The sequence below is a fragment of the Streptomyces sp. NPDC001157 genome, from assembly GCF_053598255.1.
In genome coordinates this window covers 307682-325796 of sequence record NZ_JBSFJW010000006.1, presented here as the reverse complement: position 1 = coordinate 325796, position 18115 = coordinate 307682, and the positions used below count along the sequence as shown (strand labels likewise).

The 18115-nt window shown below is 69.4% G+C and carries 13 protein-coding genes and 4 pseudogenes; 9 read left to right on the top strand and 8 right to left on the bottom strand.

Annotated elements, in window-relative coordinates; genetic code table 11:
- Positions 1-360 precede the first annotated feature (360 nt).
- Positions 361-1572, top strand: coding sequence for a PucR family transcriptional regulator (locus ACWDAG_RS14015; protein ID WP_450695839.1), 1212 nt, complete (start codon positions 361-363; stop codon positions 1570-1572).
- 572 nt (positions 1573-2144) lie between these two features.
- On the opposite strand, the gene ACWDAG_RS14010 is transcribed toward ACWDAG_RS14015, so the two are convergent.
- Complete coding sequence (locus tag ACWDAG_RS14010; RefSeq protein ID WP_450695838.1) at positions 2145-5153, bottom strand: hypothetical protein; 3009 nt, start codon at positions 5151-5153, stop codon at positions 2145-2147.
- Between the two features lie 485 nt (positions 5154-5638).
- A pseudogene (locus ACWDAG_RS14005) lies at positions 5639-5776 on the bottom strand (LUD domain-containing protein); the annotation flags it as partial.
- Positions 5777-5973: 197 nt separating this feature from the next.
- On the opposite strand from ACWDAG_RS14005, the pseudogene ACWDAG_RS14000 reads away from it, so the two are divergent.
- A pseudogene (locus tag ACWDAG_RS14000) lies at positions 5974-6021 on the top strand (hypothetical protein); the annotation flags it as partial.
- 63 nt (positions 6022-6084) lie between these two features.
- Here ACWDAG_RS14000 and ACWDAG_RS13995 read toward each other — a convergent pair.
- The 6 genes and pseudogenes from ACWDAG_RS13995 to ACWDAG_RS13970 form a co-directional block, all read right to left on the bottom strand.
- A pseudogene (locus ACWDAG_RS13995) lies at positions 6085-6201 on the bottom strand (L-rhamnose mutarotase); the annotation flags it as partial.
- A gap of 2 nt (positions 6202-6203) precedes the next feature.
- Positions 6204-6422, bottom strand: a pseudogene (locus ACWDAG_RS13990) (aldo/keto reductase); the annotation flags it as partial.
- A gap of 415 nt (positions 6423-6837) precedes the next feature.
- Positions 6838-7566 carry an NADPH-dependent F420 reductase gene (npdG, locus tag ACWDAG_RS13985; protein ID WP_450695837.1) on the bottom strand — a complete coding sequence of 243 codons (729 nt, stop codon included), beginning with the start codon at positions 7564-7566 and terminating at the stop codon, positions 6838-6840.
- A gap of 99 nt (positions 7567-7665) precedes the next feature.
- Positions 7666-8604: a TIGR03619 family F420-dependent LLM class oxidoreductase gene (locus ACWDAG_RS13980; RefSeq protein ID WP_450695836.1), complete on the bottom strand. Its 939-nt coding sequence runs from the start codon at positions 8602-8604 to the stop codon at positions 7666-7668.
- 146 nt (positions 8605-8750) lie between these two features.
- Complete coding sequence (locus ACWDAG_RS13975; protein ID WP_450695835.1) at positions 8751-10037, bottom strand: cytochrome P450; 1287 nt, start codon at positions 10035-10037, stop codon at positions 8751-8753.
- A gap of 17 nt (positions 10038-10054) precedes the next feature.
- Complete coding sequence (locus ACWDAG_RS13970; RefSeq protein ID WP_450695978.1) at positions 10055-11374, bottom strand: glutamine synthetase family protein; 1320 nt, start codon at positions 11372-11374, stop codon at positions 10055-10057.
- Positions 11375-11723: 349 nt separating this feature from the next.
- Between ACWDAG_RS13970 and ACWDAG_RS13965 the strand changes: the two genes are divergently transcribed.
- From ACWDAG_RS13965 to ACWDAG_RS13935, 7 genes are read left to right on the top strand one after another with little or no spacing between them, the layout of a single operon-like run.
- Positions 11724-11912, top strand: coding sequence for a ferredoxin (locus ACWDAG_RS13965; RefSeq protein WP_062019341.1), 189 nt, complete (start codon positions 11724-11726; stop codon positions 11910-11912).
- Between the two features lie 2 nt (positions 11913-11914).
- Positions 11915-13132, top strand: coding sequence for an NAD(P)/FAD-dependent oxidoreductase (locus ACWDAG_RS13960; RefSeq protein ID WP_450695834.1), 1218 nt, complete (start codon positions 11915-11917; stop codon positions 13130-13132).
- Between the two features lie 14 nt (positions 13133-13146).
- Positions 13147-13953: an acetoacetate decarboxylase family protein gene (locus ACWDAG_RS13955; RefSeq protein ID WP_450695833.1), complete on the top strand. Its 807-nt coding sequence runs from the start codon at positions 13147-13149 to the stop codon at positions 13951-13953.
- A gap of 34 nt (positions 13954-13987) precedes the next feature.
- On the top strand, positions 13988-15451 hold the full coding sequence (locus ACWDAG_RS13950; RefSeq protein ID WP_450695832.1) for an aldehyde dehydrogenase: 1464 nt from the start codon (positions 13988-13990) through the stop codon (positions 15449-15451).
- A complete protein-coding gene (locus ACWDAG_RS13945) occupies positions 15444-16379 on the top strand; it encodes a 3,4-dihydroxyphenylacetate 2,3-dioxygenase (RefSeq protein ID WP_450695831.1) in 936 nt (311 codons plus the stop codon). Before ACWDAG_RS13950 ends, ACWDAG_RS13945 begins: the two co-directional genes overlap by 8 nt.
- Before the next feature lie 11 nt (positions 16380-16390).
- The gene (locus ACWDAG_RS13940) at positions 16391-17236 is read left to right on the top strand and encodes a fumarylacetoacetate hydrolase family protein (protein ID WP_450695830.1); all 846 of its coding nucleotides are present in this window, start codon (positions 16391-16393) and stop codon (positions 17234-17236) included.
- A gap of 49 nt (positions 17237-17285) precedes the next feature.
- Positions 17286-17888, top strand: coding sequence for a TetR/AcrR family transcriptional regulator (locus ACWDAG_RS13935; protein ID WP_450695829.1), 603 nt, complete (start codon positions 17286-17288; stop codon positions 17886-17888).
- Positions 17889-18115: the final 227 nt, after the last annotated feature.

The following is an 18115-nucleotide window of genomic DNA, read 5'->3' as shown; positions in this document are numbered from 1 at the left end:
TCAGAAGGCGGCCGCCTCGACGAACGACCGGCTCGGCGGACTCCTGTGGTCGCGCAGCGAAGATCCCCAGCGCTCGGTGCTGCTGCGCAATGCCGTGGCACCCGGGGCGTTCGATCGCCACGCCGACGGTGGCACGGCTCTGCGCGGGCGAACGGGTCTTCCTCATGGCTCCTCAGCCGCCCCAGCGGTACGGAACTCCTGAAGAGGTGGCGGTCGGATCCGTCGTCGATCAGGCCGGCACGAGTGACGGCGAGCCACGTCGACTGGCGCCCACCGTGTACATCCTCAAGCGACAGGCTCCAAGCACAGCCTGTCGCGTTCAGACAGTGCACTGTGCACAGCCCGGAGTAGGGTGCGGGCATGACTTCTGCCAAGCTCGGGGCCGACGCAGAGGAGCTCATCCGCAGCGTCTCGAAAGCGATACTCGCTGATCCGAACCTGCTGACACCGATCCAGGAGGCCGTCATCGGTGCGACCGGCCGTCCGTTCGCGTCGAACCCGTCCGTCATCGAAGCGATCGGCGAGGCGACCCGGGAGAACACACTGCACTGGACCCGGTCGATGCTGGAGAACCCTGGCGAGTGCGTCGCACCCCACCTGAGCGCTCAGGTCATCGGCGTCGCGCGAGAAGGGTTCCGATGGGGTGATGAGAACAACCTTCGCACGGCCTACCGTGCCGGCGAGGAGGCCATGTGGTCCCTCTGGCTGAAGCTCGCCTTCTCGTTGTGCCATGACCCCGAGACCCTCCAGCCGGCCCTGGATCGCGCGTACAGTTCGCTCGCTCGGTGGATCGAGAGCACCAGCGGTGCGTTGCTGGACCTCCTGGAGAAGGAGCGCGGTGCGCTGTCGGGTGACGAACAGGTTCGACGGCTCGAACTGGTCAATCTGCTCCTCGGAGGAGCCGCCCCGACGGACAAGATGGAGCGGGACCTCGCCTATCCCCTTGCGGCGTCGCACATGAGCGTCATCGTCTCAACACCGCTGCGGCTGGCCGACCGCGCCAGCCTGGTACAGGCCGCGAACATCGTCTGCCGGCTCACCGAGTCGGCGAGCCAACTCCTCGTCCACGCCAGCGCGTCCGCACTGTGGCTTTGGGTGACCCCACGCATCCGCATGACCCCCGACGATCTCGCCACCACGCCCCTTCCTGACGTGAGACTTGCCGTCGGCCCGGTCGACAAGGGCGTGGACGGGTTCAGACGCAGCCACCATGGCGCATTGGAAGTCCAGCGTCTGGTCCACGACCACGGAACGCACCGGATCGCCTTCTACGAGGACGTCGCGGCCGTGCTCCTCGTAGCCGGCGAAGCGGCGCGCTTGCGCGAGTTCATCCACGCGACACTCGGCCCTCTGGCCACCGGGCATGCGGAGCTTCGAGAAACACTGCGGGTCTTCGTCCGCGAACGCTACAACGCCACGAGAACGGCACGCCTTCTCCACACCCACCGCAACACGGTCCTCCAGCGCATTCGCCGTGCCGAACAGCTCCTCCCCACGACGCTCGACCGGCAAGGGGCCAACGTGAGCCTCGCACTGGACGCCATGCACTGGCTCAACGTGCATCTCGACTGACGCCCAGGCCCGCCCGGCAGATGCCGACAGCCGCCGAAGGCCCGCCACCCGGGCACGACCGGCCGACCGCCAGGTTGACGGCGCATCTTGACGAGCCCCTGGGGCAATCCGGCGACCAACGGGGTCGACCAGTCGCGGCGAACAGGTGGCTCCGGGGACGAACATGAGCAGCGGTACCCAGGACTGCTGGGTACCGGTCCCGGCCGGCACGGACAGACGGGCTGTGCGACGAAGTGGCCCACGTAGGCGGTCAGGGACATGGTGCCGACGGCGATCACGGGTTTGGCCAGGCGGCCCGGTCGCGGCGGGCGGTCCATCGTCACCTCGTACCGACGGTCACGGGGATCGCGACTCCGATGTTGCCGATGATGTCGAACGTGGTGCCGCTGTGGGGCCCGGCGGCCAGAAGCGATGACGTCGGTATATGGGGGAACGACCCGCTGTGAGAGGTACCGACTAGCTGCCCCGGGGGCATCGATCCGGAGCCTCCGGACGAGCCACCCGCGCTCACCGGAGCCGCCCGTGCCGGTGGGCCCGGCACGGGCGGCTGAGGTGTCGTACGCGGTGGTGCGTCAGCGCACGTCGAACCGGTCTATGACCAGCCAGCTGCCTCCCGTCTTGGTGAGGGTGAGGGTGTGCCGTCCGAGGGGCAGGCCGCTGACGGAGTACACGGTCTGCTGGGCCTGGCGGCTCGCGGAGGATGCGTTGAGGCTGCTCTGGGAGGCTCCGTCGAGGGAGACGGCGATGGTGCCCTCGTCGGAGTTGGTCTCGGTGACGAGGCTGATCCCCGTACCGGTGAAGGTGACGGTGACCGAGTCGCCGTTGGCCGTGGTGGCGTGGACGTCGTCCTTGTAGTCGCCGAAGCCGCGGTTGGCGTAGTAGCGCCAGGAGGCACCGGTGTAGGTGATGGAGGAGTTGGTGTCGTTGTGGACGCCGGTGACCTTGAAGCCGTCCAGGGTGGCCCAGGTGCCGCTGCGCTTGACGAACTGGACGGTGTGGCTGCCGGTGCTCAGTCCGCCGGTGCTGTAGATGACCGCCTGGGCCTGGCGGGTGGTGGCGTTGGTGTCGACCAGGCCCTTGGAGGTGCCGTCGATGAAGATCTCGACCTGTCCCTGGTCGGTGTTCTTCTCGCCGATGACCGAGACAGCGGTGCCGGTGAACGTCAGTGAGGCGGTGTCTCCGTTGGTCTTCGTGGCGTGTACCGCGTCCTCGTAGTCGCCCACTCCGCGGTTGCCGTTCGCCGTCCAACTGCCGGTGTAGGAGATCGCGGTGTCGTCGTCGTCGATCCAGCCGGTCAGCGGCTGGTGCGCGGCGTCGGGGCCGGCGGCCGCGATGATGTCCTGGGCGGCCGAGGGCCAGGCGCCGCCGGAGACGATCGTGGCCTGGTTGAAGGTGATGTTGGTGCCGCTGTTCTTGTAGTTGGTGCTGTCGGAGTAGTTGTCATGGATGTTGATGTCGTGGATGGTCGGCGTCCACATGCCGATCCAGTAGAGGGGGTTGATGCGGATGACGTTGTCGTGGGTGTTCCAGTACGAGCTCCCCTCGTCCTGGTACAGCATGACGTTGGTGTGGTTGCCGACCTCGACGAGGTTGCCCGCGAGCACGGACGTGGTGGAGCCGTCGCCATTGCCCTGGCCGCCGTTGGTGTAGATGGGGCCGCCGTCGTGGAGGATGTTCATCACGTCGTGCACGTGGTTGTTCAGGACCTGGTTGCCGCCGGCGTAGATGGTGCCGTGTGCGCAGGTGCGCAGGCCCTGGGCGGACTGCATGGAGCACGGTGAGGCGTAGCCCCAGCCCCAGCCGACCGACATGCCGGAGTAGGGGGTGTGGCCGATGTCGTTGTGGGAGATGGTCAGGTTCCGGGTGTAGCCGGCCCAGATGCCGACCGCGTCGGAGTAGTCCTGGCCGACGTCGGAGATCCAGTTCTGGGAGACGGTGTCGCCCGTGGTCATGCGGCCGGTGTCAGTGAGGTAGTAGTCGTCCACCTCGCCCACGGAGACGCCGCCGCCGGACGTGTCGTGGATGTAGCTGCCGGTGATCGTGGAGTCCTGGGTGCCGTCGGCGAGGTCGATGCCGGTGCCGCCGGTGTGGGTGATCTCGTCGCCGGTGAAGGTGATGTCCGAGCCTCGGTGGACCTGGACGGCGGCGGGTATCCGGACGGGGGCGTGGTCGTTTCCGGGATCCCACAGCACGCCGGCCTGGTTGTCGATGTAGCCGGCCGTGGAGGGCAGCGTCCAGGTGGTGTAGGCGAAGGTCAGGCCCTGGAAGGTGATGTCGTGCGCGGGCGCGATCGCGTCCGGCACCACGGTGAAGCCGTCCAGGAGCATGGACGTCCCGCCGGTCTTGACCAGCTTGATGGTGTGCCGGCCCTTGGTGAGGCCGCTGACGGAGGCGACGACCTGCTGGGCGAGCCGGGAGGAACCGGCGGCCGTCAGGCTCTGCGTCTTCGTGCCGTCGACGTAGACGTCGAAGGTCCCCTCGTCGCTGTTGGTCTCCGAGAGCACGTCGATCCCGGTGCCGGTGAAGGTGTAGCTCACCGAGTCGCCGTTGGTCGTGGTGGCGTGCACGTCGTTGTAGAGGTCACCGAAGTTGCGCCCGCTGGAGGAGCTCCAGGAGCCGGTGTACGTGACGGCCGGGTCCGTGTCGTTGACCGGGGCGAGGTGTCCGGGCGTGCCCTTCACATTCAGCAGCGTTTCCGTGGTGGGCAGTTCCACGTCGGCGGTGCTGAGGTCCTCACCGCTGCGCGGCTTGTAGTACAGGAAGCCCGCCGAGCTGTCGAGGTAGAACTCGCCCGGGGCGTCGAGCAGTTGGTAGGCGTTCTCCACGTAGCTGATCGCGTTGAGCTTGGGCAGCCCGGCGCCGTTGAAGGGGAAGCCCCGGTTGGGCACCGAGGTGTTGTTGTTCGTGAAGCAGGTCGGGTCGACGTTGAGGCTGGACCCGCCGCCGCCGGGCGCGGTGATGCTCGCCAGCGGGCAGCGCATCTGCTTCCAGGAGTTGTTGTTCACGACCTCCACGGAGGAGGCGTTGGTGAACGACGTGTAGGAGGAGTCGCCGGTGGTGAAGCTGGACCCGGAGAGGGTGAACCCCGAGGGGTTCAGCGGACCGCGTGCACGCTGGGCCCGCACTCCGTCGACGAAGAGCTGCCTGCTCTGCGTGCCGGCCGGCACGGCGGCGCGGTAGATGCTCTTGCCGCTGTCGTACAGGGAGAACCCGCTGATCTTCGCCGCCCCGCTGAGGACGGGCTTCTCGCCCGGGTAGGCGGCGTAGACCACCTTGAAGCCGTTGCGCCCGGAGTCGGACGCACCCAGGGCGAACGCCTGGGACAAGCGGTAGGTACCGCCACGCAGAAAGACGTCGATGTCGGCGGCCATGGCAGGGGCGAGGCCCGCCACCTTGCTCCTGGCACCGTCCAGGCTGCACGGCGCACTCAGCGAGCAGGTGCTGCCGGACCCGGAGGGTGAGGCATACAGCACGGTCGGCGTGGCGGCGTACGCCGGGCCGGCCGAGGACAGAGCGGCGCAGATGATCGCGCCGACCGTCCCCAGCACACCGTAGAGGCCGGTGGCTCTGGAACGGAACATAGGGGTGCTCCTTCGGGAATGGCCGGAACGCCCGGCGGACGCGGACCTCGTCGTCTTGAGGACCGTGACTGTCAGCCCGCCGGACATCGTCCAGTGGAGGGGGGCGGTGGCCCTCACCAGGGAGCGCCTGCTGGTGAGCGCAGACATCATGCGGCTCCAGGACACGTGAAGGACACAAGGAGTGTCGGCAACTACTGTTTGTCCACAGCACAGACCAGGCGGCGGGTACGCGGCTCGCGTCCGCTTAAGGCCAGAGCTACTCACTCGGACATCGGATGTATTAAGAGGCACATCTCCATGTCCTGTCTAGAGTCAGCGAAAAAATCATGCAAAGAACGAGGAAGAGCCCCAACTCGCAACCTGCCAAGCGAACTCGATGCACCGAATAGATGGGATCTATCGCGGCCCTGTGTGCGCAGAAAACAGCACGGAGCGCAGCGCGGCCATCCGGCCGGGCGCGTTCCGTGCTGTCCCGTCTCCGGCGGCTACGCGCCCTCCAGCACGACGATGTCGAGGGTCCTGGGCCCGTGCACGCCCTCCACCCGCTCCAGCTCGATGTCGCTGGTCGCCGAGGGGCCTGAGATCAGCGTCAGCGGCCGCGACGGGGCGAGGCGGTGCAGCGCGCCGCGGCGGCCGTACGCCGCGCGCTCGCCCGTACCGGAGCACGCTCCCTGGTGGTGCCGTCCGGGCTTGACGACGACCTGGTCCCGGCGGGCCCTGGTCGCTGCTGGCGGACGTCCCGCCGCTGACCGTCGGACATCTCGACGCTGCCGACGCCGTCCTCACCACGGTCGCCGCGGCCATCGCCGTCACCGGCACCGTGGCCCTCGACCACGGTCAGGGCCAGGGGCGGCGGGCTCTGACGCTGCTCCCGGACCAGCACATCTGCCTGGTCCGGGCCGATCAGATCGCACCCGACGTGCCCGAGGATGATGTTGACGGGCAGCTTGTCCAGCTCCGCGATCATCGCCGGGTAGTCCGCGACGTCCAGCAGATGGAAGAGGTCGATACCGCTTCGCCAGATCGTCCACTCGCTCACGCCTGCGGCGCTCGGGCGGCTGCCTCCGGGAGCAGTTCGGTCAGCCCGTCCTGTTCGAGGAGGGTGTAACGGCCGGCGGGCAACACCACGTCGATGTCGGTCTCGCGCACGAACCGGGCGGGCAGCGCGGACTGGTTCATCCCGACGCCGATCGCGCCGATCACACCTTCGTCGCGCAGCCGCTCCAGTGCCGGGTAGGCCTCGCGCAGGGCCTGCTCGGCGTGGTCGTCCGCGCCACCGCGGGCCTGCCACAGCGCGCCCAGCTATGGGGATCGGTGGCGTGCGGCGGCGGTGGCTGTTCACGGTGCGCGCGGCGACCACGGAGAGATGATGTCCTGGCGGGTGGTGCGGTGTAGTCGAGCCACCTTGGTGATGCCGCAGATCGCGGCGGTGATCCGCTCGGCAGCCGGGAACTTTGTGGGTCATGCCGCTGTGACCAGGCGGCCGGCCGCACAGGAAGCTCCACGGTGCGGCCCGGCTACAGGCTCTGTGTCAGCGCGCCGTCCACATGCTTACACCACGCCGTGGGGCACGACGGGGGACGGTGCCGTCCGGTGCAGATGAAGTCTGGTTGCGTCCCATGGCCGCACCGGATCGGAGGCGAAACGCGAGGGCGGGGCTCGGTGAAAGACGCTGGGAGTCTTCTCAGACGTCGCTGAGGCGCAGGCCGGCGTGGGCCTTGTACCGGCGGTTCACCGAGATCAGGTTGGCAACCAGTGACTCCACTTGGTGGGCGTTGCGCAGTCGTCCGCCGTAGAGGCCGCGTGCGCCCGGGAGGCGTGAGGCGAGTGCCTGGACGGTGTCGGTGGCGGCGCGTTCGTCACCCAGGACGAGTATGTCGGTGTCGATCTTCTCGATCTGCCGGTCTTCCAGAGTGACGGCGGAGAGATGGTGGAATGCGGCGGTCACCCGGGAGTCCGGCAACAGCGCGGCAGCCTGTTGGGCGGCGCTGCCCTCCTCGGGTCTGAGCGCGTAGGCGCCCTGCTTGTCGAAGCCGAGCGGGTTGACGCAGTCGACCACGATCTTGCCGGCGAGTTCCGCGCGGAGCGTGGCCAGCAGCTCGGCATGTCCCTCCCAGGGAGTGGCGACGATCACCAGGTCGCTCTCCCGTGCGGTCGTGGCGTTGTCGGCGCCGCGGACGTCAGCGCCGATGGCTGCTGCCGTGGAGGCGGCCCGGGCGGCGTCCCGTGAGCCGATGATGACCTGTTGGCCCGCGCCGGCGAGCCGGTAGGCGAGGCCGCGCCCCTGTGGGCCGGTGCCGCCGAGGATGCCCACGACCAGGCCGGACACATCGGGGAGGCGATGGGGATCGTTTCGAGTGGCTTCAGCGGGAGTGGCGGGGCGGGCGCCGGCGGCTTCGTCGGGAGTCGTCATGCTGTGGTCCTTGGCTCGTTCGGTTCGTTCTTCCGCGGCCCGGTGTCGCTTGTCGTCAGCGGGCCGCTCGGGCCGCTATGCGGGACGTCGGCGGCGCCGTCAGGCGGTCAGCAACTCCACGCGGCGCATCACCTCGCGGCAGAACACGCCCACCCCGTTCGGATCGTCGGTGAACTGCGAGGGCTTGACGCAGAAGGTGGTGAATCCCTGGGCCATCTGCTCGGGGATGGGGTCGAGAGCCTGTGCCAGGTCGGCGCAGGAGTCGTCGTCGGGGAACACGGCTCGGGTGCTGCCGATCATCTCCAGGTCGGCGATGTCGCGGCCCGCGGCGGCCATCGCGGCCTTCAGCGTCTGCATCTGCTCGGGCGTCACCTTGCCCAGCGGGTTGAAGGCGTGGCCGTACCGGACGATCCTGCGCACCATCGCCTCGTGCATGCCCGCGCCGCCGAAGCACAGTCGGGGGCCGTCCGGGCGGTAGGCCTTGGGCTCGAAGTACACGTCCTGGAACGTGTAGTACTCGCTCTCGTGGGACACGGGAGAGGGGCCCCACAACTTCGCCCAGATCTCCAGGTGTTCGTCGAGGAGCTTGCCGCGCCGGGCGAACGGGACATTGAGCGCCGCGTACTCGTCCCGGCTCCAGCTGACGTTGGGCAGCACGATCAGACGGCCTTCGGAGAGAAGGTCGAGGGTGCCGAGCTCACGGGCCAGGAGCAGGGGATGCCGCAGGGGAGCGATGACCGCCGAGGCGGCGAGACGCAGGCGCTGGGTGACGGCGGCGATCGCGCTGAGCAGCATGAGGGAGTTGGGCCAGGGTGTATGGGGGTCCTGGTTGCCGGGCAGGGCGTAGTCGCGGGGGTTGCCCATCACGCCGTTGGCTCCGGCGTCCGGGCCGAGCACGATGTGTTCGCTGATCATGACGGAGTCGAATCCGGCGTCCTCGGCCTCGCGAGCCCAGCGGATCACGGTCGGCAGATCCGCGCGGCCTGCGGTCATGGTCCAGTTCTCGCTCAGGACGAGCTGCATGCGGGGAGTGGTCATCGTGGTGGTCCTCGGGACGAGTGGTTGAGGGCAGACGTGAGTGGCGCCGCTCGTTCGGGCCGGGGCGCCCGGCAGCCGCAGCCGTCCGGACGGCTGCGGCAGGCGGTCAGGCGGTCAGGCGGTCAGGCGGTCAGGCGGTCAGGCGGTCAGACGAGGGTGACCTCGACCGGCAGCTTCTTGATGCCGTTGACGAAGTTGGAGCGCACCCGGGGGACGTCACCCACCAGCCGGATGTCGGCGATGCGCGGGATGAGCTCCTCGAACATGATGCGGATCTCGGTGCGGGCGAGGAGGTTGCCCAGGCACAGGTGGGGGCTGCCCTTGCCGAAGGTGACGTGGTCGTTGTCCCGGCGTGTGACGTCGAAGTCGTAGGGGTTGCCGAAGACCTCCTCGTCGCGGTTGCCGGAGGCGTACCACATGACGACCTTGTCGCCCTCCTTGATCTGCTTGCCGCCCAGTTCGACGTCGCGGGTCGCGGTGCGGCGGAAGTGGTAGACGGGGGAGGCCCAGCGCAGGAACTCCTCGACCGCCGTGGGGATCAGCGACGGGTCGTCCTTCAGCCTCGCCAGCTGCTCGGGGTGCTGGAGGAGGGCCAGCATGGAGTGGGAGATGGTGTGGCGGGTGGTCTCGTTCCCGGCAACGACCAGGAGCAGGAAGTAGTTGTCGAAGTCCTCGGCCGAGAGCGGGATGCCGTCGCGTGGCGTGGTGTTGACCAGCTTCGAGACCAGGTCCGTGCCGTCGCCGCCGCGCCGCTGCCGGGCCAGCTCACGGCCGTACTCGAAGACCTCCAGCGAGGCGGGGGAGCGGAAGGGCAGATCGCGGTACTGCTCGCTCTCCTCGCTGTGCAGCAGGACGTCGGCGTAGTCGGGGTCGGTGTGGCCGATGATGCGGTTGCCCCAGTCGATGAGCTGCTGGTTGTCCTCCGGCGGCACGTCGAGGAGCCGGGCCAGGACGTTGATGGGGAAGTCGGCGGAGACGTCGGCGACGAAGTCGAAGGTGCCCTTGGCGAGGGCCGCATCCAGCGTCTTGGCGGTCAGGCCGCGCAGGAAGTCGCTGTAGCTGTTGATGACGCTCGCGCCGAACTGCCGCTGGATCACGTTGCGCAGGGCGCGGTGGCGGACGCCGTCCATCTCCAGGATGGAGGCGCGCTTCTTGATCTGGTCCTCGTCGACCTCTTCGAGGTTCACGAACTTCGTCGAGGTGAAGGTCTCGGCGTCGCGGTCGACGCGGGCGATGTCGGCGTGCCGGGTCACCGCCCAGAAGCCGGAGTTGGGAGCCTCCTCGGGCTGCCAGTGCACCGGGTCCTGGTGACGCAGGGTGTGGAACATGCGCCACGGGGTGGTCCCGTCGGTGAAGTTGTCCAGGTCGGCGAGGTTGACGTCCGCCAGCGGCATCGGGTCGGTCACGGCGGCGGTCGGGGTCTCGGTCGTCATCGCATGGCTCCCAGTCGTCACAGGTGGTAGGCGTACTCGGTGAACTCCCAGTCGGTGATGTGCCGTTGGAAGCGTTCGATCTCGTTGCGCTTGTAGGAGAGGAAGGATGCGGTGAAGTCCTTGCCGAGGACGTCGGTCAGTTCCGTGTCCGCTTCCAGGGCGTCCAGCGCGGCCGGCAGGCTCATGGGCAGCACGGCTGCCCTTGCGGTGTCGTAGCCGTAGCCCTCCAGTGGGGCGGGGGGCTCCTCGCCGGCTGACACCCCGAGCAGCGCGGCGGCGACCGCGCCCGCGATCAGCAGGTACGGGTTGGCGCTGGCGTCACCGAGACGCAGTTCGAAGCGGGCGCCGGAGCCGCGCTCGGGCGGGATGCGGACCATGGCGCTGCGGTTGTCCAGGCCCCAGTCGATCAGCCAGGGGGCGAGGGTGTCCGGGCCGAATCGCTTGTAGGAGTTCACCGTCGGGTTGGCCAGGGCGGCCAGGGCCGGGGCGTGGGCGAGGATGCCGGCGACGGCGTGGCGGGCGGTGGCGGACAGCCCGTACGGCCCGGTGGGGTCGTCGAAGGCGTTGCCTCCCTCGTCGTTCTCGCAGGACAGGTGGAGATGGAAACCGGAGCCTCCGGCGTCGTTGAACGGCTTGGCCATGAAGGTCGCGAGCTTCCCCTCCTTCCGGGCCAGCTCCTTGATCGCGGACTTGAAGCGGAAGGCGCGGTCCGCGGCGGACAGGGCGTCGGAGTGGGTGAGGTTGATCTCGAACTGGCCGCCGTCGAACTCGTGGTTGCCGCTGGTCACGCCGATGTTCATGTCCCGCAGCAGGCGCAGGGTGCGCAGCAGGTGGTTGTCGCCGTCGGCGCGCAGACCGGCGGTGTAGACGGCGCCGGTGGTCCCGGCGTAACGCTTCCAGCCGCTCGGGGAGGCAGGGTCCTCGTCGCAGAGGAAGTACTCGAGTTCCGGACCGACCACCGGACGCAGGCCGTATTCGGCGCACCGGGCGAGGACCGTGCGCAGCAGATCGCGCGGTGACTCGGGCGCGGGCAGGCCGGTGGCCGGGTCAGTGGCGTCGGCGAGGCAGGAGACAACGCCGGGTTCCCAGGGGAGGGGGACCAGGCTGTCCAGGTCGGGTCGCACGGTGATGTCGGGCAGGCCGGCGTCGAGACCGCCGGAGACGGGGACCACGTCGCCCTGGGGGCTGGTGTGGTAGACGGCCCGGCAGAAGGCCAGGCCGTGGTCGCAGGCCGACGGCAGGTGGTCCAGCAGGACGTCGCGTGCGCGGTCGACGCCGATGAGGTCGGGATAGGTCACGCGCACCACGTCGATGCCCTCGGCGGCGAGCCGCTGCATGTGCTGACGGAGGCTGGGGGTTGGGGCTGCGCTCACCGATGTCTCCTCGGGCGCTTGGGGGTGTGGGTGGCGAGAGAAGTCGGAGGGCCGGTGCTGGTGGGGGCACGGCCTACTTGTTTGGTGCCAAACGGTATGGGCGCTACGGGCACCCCGCAAGAGGGGATGGAAAAAAATTATCCGCATGGATAGGTATTGACCAGGGGCAGGTCGCTTCCTATGTTGTTTGAAGCCAAATGAGTTAGGGTCCGGTCAGTCGCCAGGCCCTTGGCCGGGGCCCGGCCGCAGCGGTCGGGCCCCTCTTCCTCTCCTCGCCCCCGCCCCGAAGCCCTCACTTTCAGGAGGACCGGCCATGAAGGTCGTCGTCGACATGAACAAGTGCCAGGACCACGGCCAGTGCGTCTTCGCCGCCCCCGATGTCTTCTCCATGGACGACAGCGGCCACCTGGCCTACGTCACCGACCCCGACGACGCGCTGCGCGACGAGGTCGAGGAAGCCGCCGACGTGTGTCCGCTCCAGGCCATCCGTATCGAGGACTGACCATGACGTCGACGCACGCACGCATCGTCGTGGCCGGCGCCTCCATGGCCGGCCTGCGCGCGGCCGAGCAGCTGCGGGCCGCCGGCTGGACCGGAGCCATCACGCTCGTCGGCGACGAGCCGCACATGCCCTACAACCGGCCGCCCCTGTCCAAGGAGGTCCTGGCCGGCAACGCGCCCTTCGAGTCCCTCGCCTTCCGCCCGCGGGCAAGCGTGGCCGACGCGCAGTGGCGGCTGGGCACCAAGGTCGTCGCCGCGCGACTCGCGCAGAACATCGTCGAGTTCGACGACGGCGAGGCACTCTCGTACGACGGTCTGGTCGTCGCCACCGGAATGCGGCCCCGGCGCCTGCGCTGCCCCGGCCCGCTCGCCGGCCGGCACACGGTCCGCACCATCGACGACGCGCAAGGCTTGAGGCAGGCTCTGACCAGGCCCGGAGCCAGGGTGGTCGTCGTCGGAGGCGGCTTCATCGGCTGCGAGGTCGCCGCCACCGCCGTGGCCCTGGGCGCCCGCGAGGTGGCCGTCGTCGACCCGCTGCCCCTGCCGATGGTCGGCCCCCTCGGCGAACTCCTCGCCAGGGCCCTGCTGAAGCGCCACGAGGAACGCGGTGTGCGCTTCGCCCTCGGCACGGGGGTGACCGGCTTCACCGGCGACGACCACGTCACCGGCGTCGCCCTCGCCGACGGCACCGTCCTGCCCGCCGACGTGGTGGTCGAGTCCGTCGGCTCGGTCGCCAACACCGAGTGGCTGGACGGCAACGGCCTCGACCTGAGCGACGGCGTGCCCACCGACGAGCACCTGCGCGTCGGCGGACGGCCCGACGTGGTGGCCGTCGGCGACGTCGCCCGCTTCCCCAACGCCCGCTACGACGGCGTACCGCGCCGTGTGGAGCACTGGTGCATCCCCACGGACACCGCCAAGCACGCCGCGAAGACCCTCGTCGCCCACCTGACCGGCGCCGGCCACGACCTGACCCCGTTCGCGCCGCTGCCCACCTTCTGGAGCGACCAGCACGACTTCCGCCTGCAGTCCTTCGGGGCACCGCTGCTCGGCAAGGAGGACGTGCGCGTACTCGAAGGCGACCTCGACGGTGACGTCGTCGTCGGCTACCACGCCGGCGGCCGGCTGGCCGGTGTCGTCGCCCTCGGCGGTCAGGCCGCGGCGGCCGCCGCCTCCCGCTACCGCGCCGAACTGCTCACGCAGCCCGCCCTCATCTCCTAAGGACCTTGCTGACCATGACCACCGTCCGTGGATTCTTCTCCCCCAAGACGGCGAGCGGAGCCTCGTCGCTGATCCCCTCACCACCCTGGCGGTACTCCGGGGACCTGCTCACCGTCGAGTACCGCACCGACCCCTCCCGGGTGCGTGAACTGCTGCCCGAGCCGCTGGAGTTGGCGGACGAGGACCCGGGCGCCGTGGCGCTGATCTGGGCCGACTGGCAGTCCTGCTCGGGTTCTGGTCAGGAGCTGCTGGACCCGGTACTGGCCCAGTACAAGGAGGCGTTCGCGGTCGTGCGCTGCAAGTACCGGGGGCAGACCTACACCCGCTGCGTGTACATCTGGGTCGACAAGGACTTCGCCATCGCGCGCGGGCTGCACCAGGGATACCCGAAGAAGCTCGGCTCGATCCACCAGACCCGCCCGCACCCCTACGGGCCCGCCCCGCGCATCGAGGCCGGCGCCCGCTTCGGCGCCACCCTCGCCGCCGCCGACCGGCGCCTGGCCCAGGCCGTGGTCACCCTGCGCGAGCCGTCCGAGACCAACGGATTCGTCAACGCCCACCCCATGGCTCACCACCGCTGGCTGCCCTCCATCGAGAAGGGCAAGGGCTTGGCGCTCGACGAGCTGATCGAGTCCGGTGCCGCCTCCTTCGAGGGCGGTAAGCCGTGGCGCGGCGACGCCGAGCTGGAGCTGTTCGAGGCGCCCACCGAGGAACTGGCACGCCTGGAGATCCGCGAGCCGATCGCCGCCTACTACCGGCAGGTCGGTGTCGTCTGGGACGGCGGCCGACTGCTGGAGTCCGGCACGTCCGGCGCCGAGTAACCCCCGTACGCACCAAAGGACTTGGAGACCGGACATGACCGAGCACACCCTCACGGTGGCCGGGGTCGCCGTCGACACCCGGCACTGGATCGGCGGCGAGCGCGTCGCCTCCACCGATACGTTCCCCGATGTCTCGCCGATCGACGGCAGCGTTCTGGGGGAGATCGCCCGGGGGACCGCGATGGAGGCTTCGGCCGCGGTGGCCGCGGCGAAGGCCGCCTTCCCCTCCTGGGCCGCCACCCCCCGCGCCGAACGGGCCCGCATCCTGCACGCCGTCGCCGACGGCGTCGAGAAGCGGCTGGAGGAGCTCGCCATCGTCGAGACCACCGACAACGGTGCCCTGCTCCGCTCCCATCGCCGGGGCGTCATGCCCCGCGTCGCCCACAACTTCCGCTTCTTCGCGGACTGGCTGCTGAAGCTGGAGCACGAGGACTTCGAGACGCGCGGGCACACCAACCACGTCAGCTGGGACCCGGCGGGCCCCTCCGTACTGATCACCCCCTGGAACGCCCCCCTGATGCTGGCCACGTGGAAGGTCGCCCCGGCTCTCGCGGCCGGCAACACGGTCATCCTCAAGCCCGCCGAGTGGACCCCGCTGACCGCGTCCCTGCTGGCCGACATCGCCGTCGAGGCCGGGCTGCCGGCCGGGGTGCTGAACGTCGTGCAGGGGTACGGCTCGGAGATCGGCGACGCCCTGACCTCGCACCCCGACGTGCGCCGGATCAGCTTCACCGGTTCGGTGCCGACGGCGAAGCGGATCTCGGCCTCGGCTGCCGCGAACCTGACCCCGCTCAGCCTCGAACTCGGCGGCAAGTCACCCCTGTTGGTGTTCGCCGACGCCGACCTGGACCTCGCGGTCGACCTGGCGGTGGAGCAGTACGACAACGCCGGGCAGGTGTGTCTGGCCGCGACGCGCTTCCTGGTCGAGGAGTCGGTCGTCGAGGAGTTCACCCGCCGCTTCGTCGAGAAGGCCGGGCAGCTCACCCAGGGCGACCCGCGTGACGAGGCCACCGACATCGGCCCGAACATCCACCCGCGCCAGCTGGAGAAGATCGACGGCTTTGTGCAGCGGGCGCTCGCGGCCGGGGCCCGCGCGGTCATCGGCGGCCACCGGGGGGACGGCCAGTACTACGCGCCCACCCTCCTCACCGACGTCGCCCAGGACTCGGAGATCGTGCAGGAGGAGGTCTTCGGCCCCGTCCTGACCCTGCAGACCTTCACAGACGAGGACGAGGCCGTCCGCCTCGCCAACGACACCCGCTTCGGGCTGGCCGCCACGCTCGCCACCGGTGACCCGGAGCGCGCCGAACGCGTCACCGCCCAGCTGGTCGCGGGCACGGTCTGGACCAACTGCTTCTTCGTCCGTGACCTCCAGGCGCCCTTCGGCGGCTCCCGCCACTCCGGCGTCGGCCGCGAGGGCGGCACCTGGAGCTTCGACTTCTACTGCGACGTGAAGAACACCGTGACCGCGCCGCACGGTTGGAGGAACCATGGGTGAGATCGTCGGGGCGGGCCTGCTCGCTCACGTCCCCACCATCGTGCTTCCGCGGGAGACCCGGCTGGAGCTCAACGAGGGCAAGGAGATCACCCTCGTCACCGGCCTGCACCAGCTCCGTAAGGACGTCTTCGAGCGCGACGACTACGACACCGTCGTCGTCCTGGACTCCCACTGGGCCACGACGGTCGAGTTCGTCGTCACCGCGCAAGCACGCAGGGCCGGGCTCTTCACCTCCGAGGAGCTGCCGCGCGGGATGTGCCGGATGCCGTACGACTTCCCGGGCGACCCCGAACTCGCCCACAACATCGAGAAGTTCGCCGACAAGCACGGCACCTGGATCACCGCGATCGAGGACGACTACCTGCCGATCTACTACGCCACCATCAACCTCTGGAAGTTCCTCGGCGAGGGTCTGCCGGACAAGCGGTGGGTGACCATCGGGGTCTGCCAGACCGGCGACATGGAGGACCACCTGCGCCTCGGCCGCGCCCTGGCCGACGGCATCGCCGCCACCCCGGGCCGCCGGGTCCTGCTCATCGCCTCCGGTGCGCTCTCCCACACCTTCTGGCCGCTGCGCGAACTGCGCGACCACGAGTCGAGCGACCCCGTGCACATCTTCACGCCGGAAGCGCGCGAGGCCGACCAGGAGCGTATCGCCTGGTTCAAGGAGGGCCGTCACGACAAGGTCCTCGACACCATGCCGGAGTTCTCGAAGTACAGGCCCGAGGCGAAGTTCTTCCACTACCTGATGATGGCCGGTGCCCTCGGCGAACAGGCGTGCGTCGCCAAGGCCCGCCAGTACGGCGAGTACGAGAACTCGATCGGCACCGGCCAGGTCCACCTGTGGTTCGACCGCCCGGCCGACGGCTGGACCGGCACCGGCCCGTCCGCGACCCCCGCCCCGCGCACCCCTCACAGTCGTATCTAGGAGCCCGGAACATGCCCGAGTACCGCCGCATCCTCCTCGACGGCGCCGCCGTCCAGGTCACCGTCGAAGGCGATGAGCTCGTCGCCGGGGACGGCCGCCGCGTCAAGACCGAGGACGCACAGCATCTGCCGCCGGTCGTGCCGTCCAAAGTGATCGCCGTCCACCTCAACCACCGCAGCCGCGTCGACGAGTTCCAGATCGACCTCCCTGACACCCCCACGTACTTCCACAAGCCGACCTCCTCCCTCAACTCCCACAAGGGCGCCATCGTCCGCCCCGAGGGCTGCAAGTGGCTCAACTACGAGGGAGAGGTCGCCATCGTCATCGGGAGGACCGCGCGGAACATCTCCCCGGCCGAGGCGGGCGAGTACATCGCCGGCTACACCATCGCCAACGACTACGGCCTGCACGACTTCCGCGACACCGACGCCGGCTCCATGCTCCGGGTCAAGGGCTCCGACACCCTCTGCCCCCTCGGCCCCGGCCTGGTCACCGACTGGGACTTCCACGGCAAGAGCCTGCGCACCTACGTCAACGGCGAGGTCGTGCAGGACGGTACGACCGACGAGATGAAGTGGGACATGCATTACCTCGTCGCCGACATCGCGCGCACCATCACCCTCTACCCGGGCGACGTACTCCTGTCCGGCACCCCCGCCAACTCCCGCCCCGTCCGGCCCGGTGACGTCGTCGAGGTCGAGGTGGAGGGCCTCGGGCGGCTCACCAACCACATCGTCACCGGCCCCACTCCCATCCGCACCGACGTCGGCGCCCAGCCCACCGAGTCCGAGGAGGTCCTGTCCACGGCGCTTGGCGGCGACTGGGAGTTCCGCGGCATCCGCCCGCCGAAGCGCTGACGCCCCTGCGACGGTCCGCCGACCTCCGTGTGCGGGTAGGGTCGCGTCCATGAGCGATTCCTCCGACAAGCCCCCCGCCAGGCCCCGCAAGCGCGTGGACTACGGGACCGGCCGCGAGGCCCTGCTCAACGCGGCCGTGCGCGTGGTGGCCCGGGGCGGGCTGCGCAAGCTCACCTATCGCGCCGTCGCGGAAGAGGCGGGTGTCACGCACGGGCTCGTGGTGCACCACTTCGGTTCGCGGGACGCGCTGATCGAGGCGGCCCTCGAACATGCGGTGCGCACCAGCACGAGTATCAGCTCCCTGGAACCCGGCACGGGCGACATCGCGGACTTCGCGGCGGGACTGGCGGACATGGTCACCCGCGAGCCGGCCATGCAGACCTTCCAGTACGAGCTCATGCTCGAATCCCGGCGCAGGCCCGAACTGCTGCCGCAGATCCGCGCGCTGTACGACGAGTACTTCCAGGCCACGGAGAGGGAGTTGTCCCGCAGCCTGCCCGACGGCACCAGCCCTGCCCTGACCCGGCTCGTCTTCGCCGCCCTGGAGGGTCTCGTGCTGCATCAGCTGGTCCTCGACGAGCCGGACGTCACCGAGGCCGCGATGAAGGAGCTGCGGTCACTGCTGACCCGGCAGCGTGGCGGCGCAGAGTAGCCGCCCCCTATGGCAACCCCTGCCATAACAGCAGGTCAAGACTGAGCCCCCGTCGCATGGCGACGGGGGCTCGTCCGTTTCCGGCGGCGTAAAGAGTTGATTACGTGCCCGCGAAGTAGTGACGAAATTATCCGACTGGATAATTCTCGCGGTACGAGGTCTCTGGTCGTCCCTCCCTCTTCCCATCTCCATTTCCCCCCGTCTCGCGCCCGATACGAGGAGTGCCA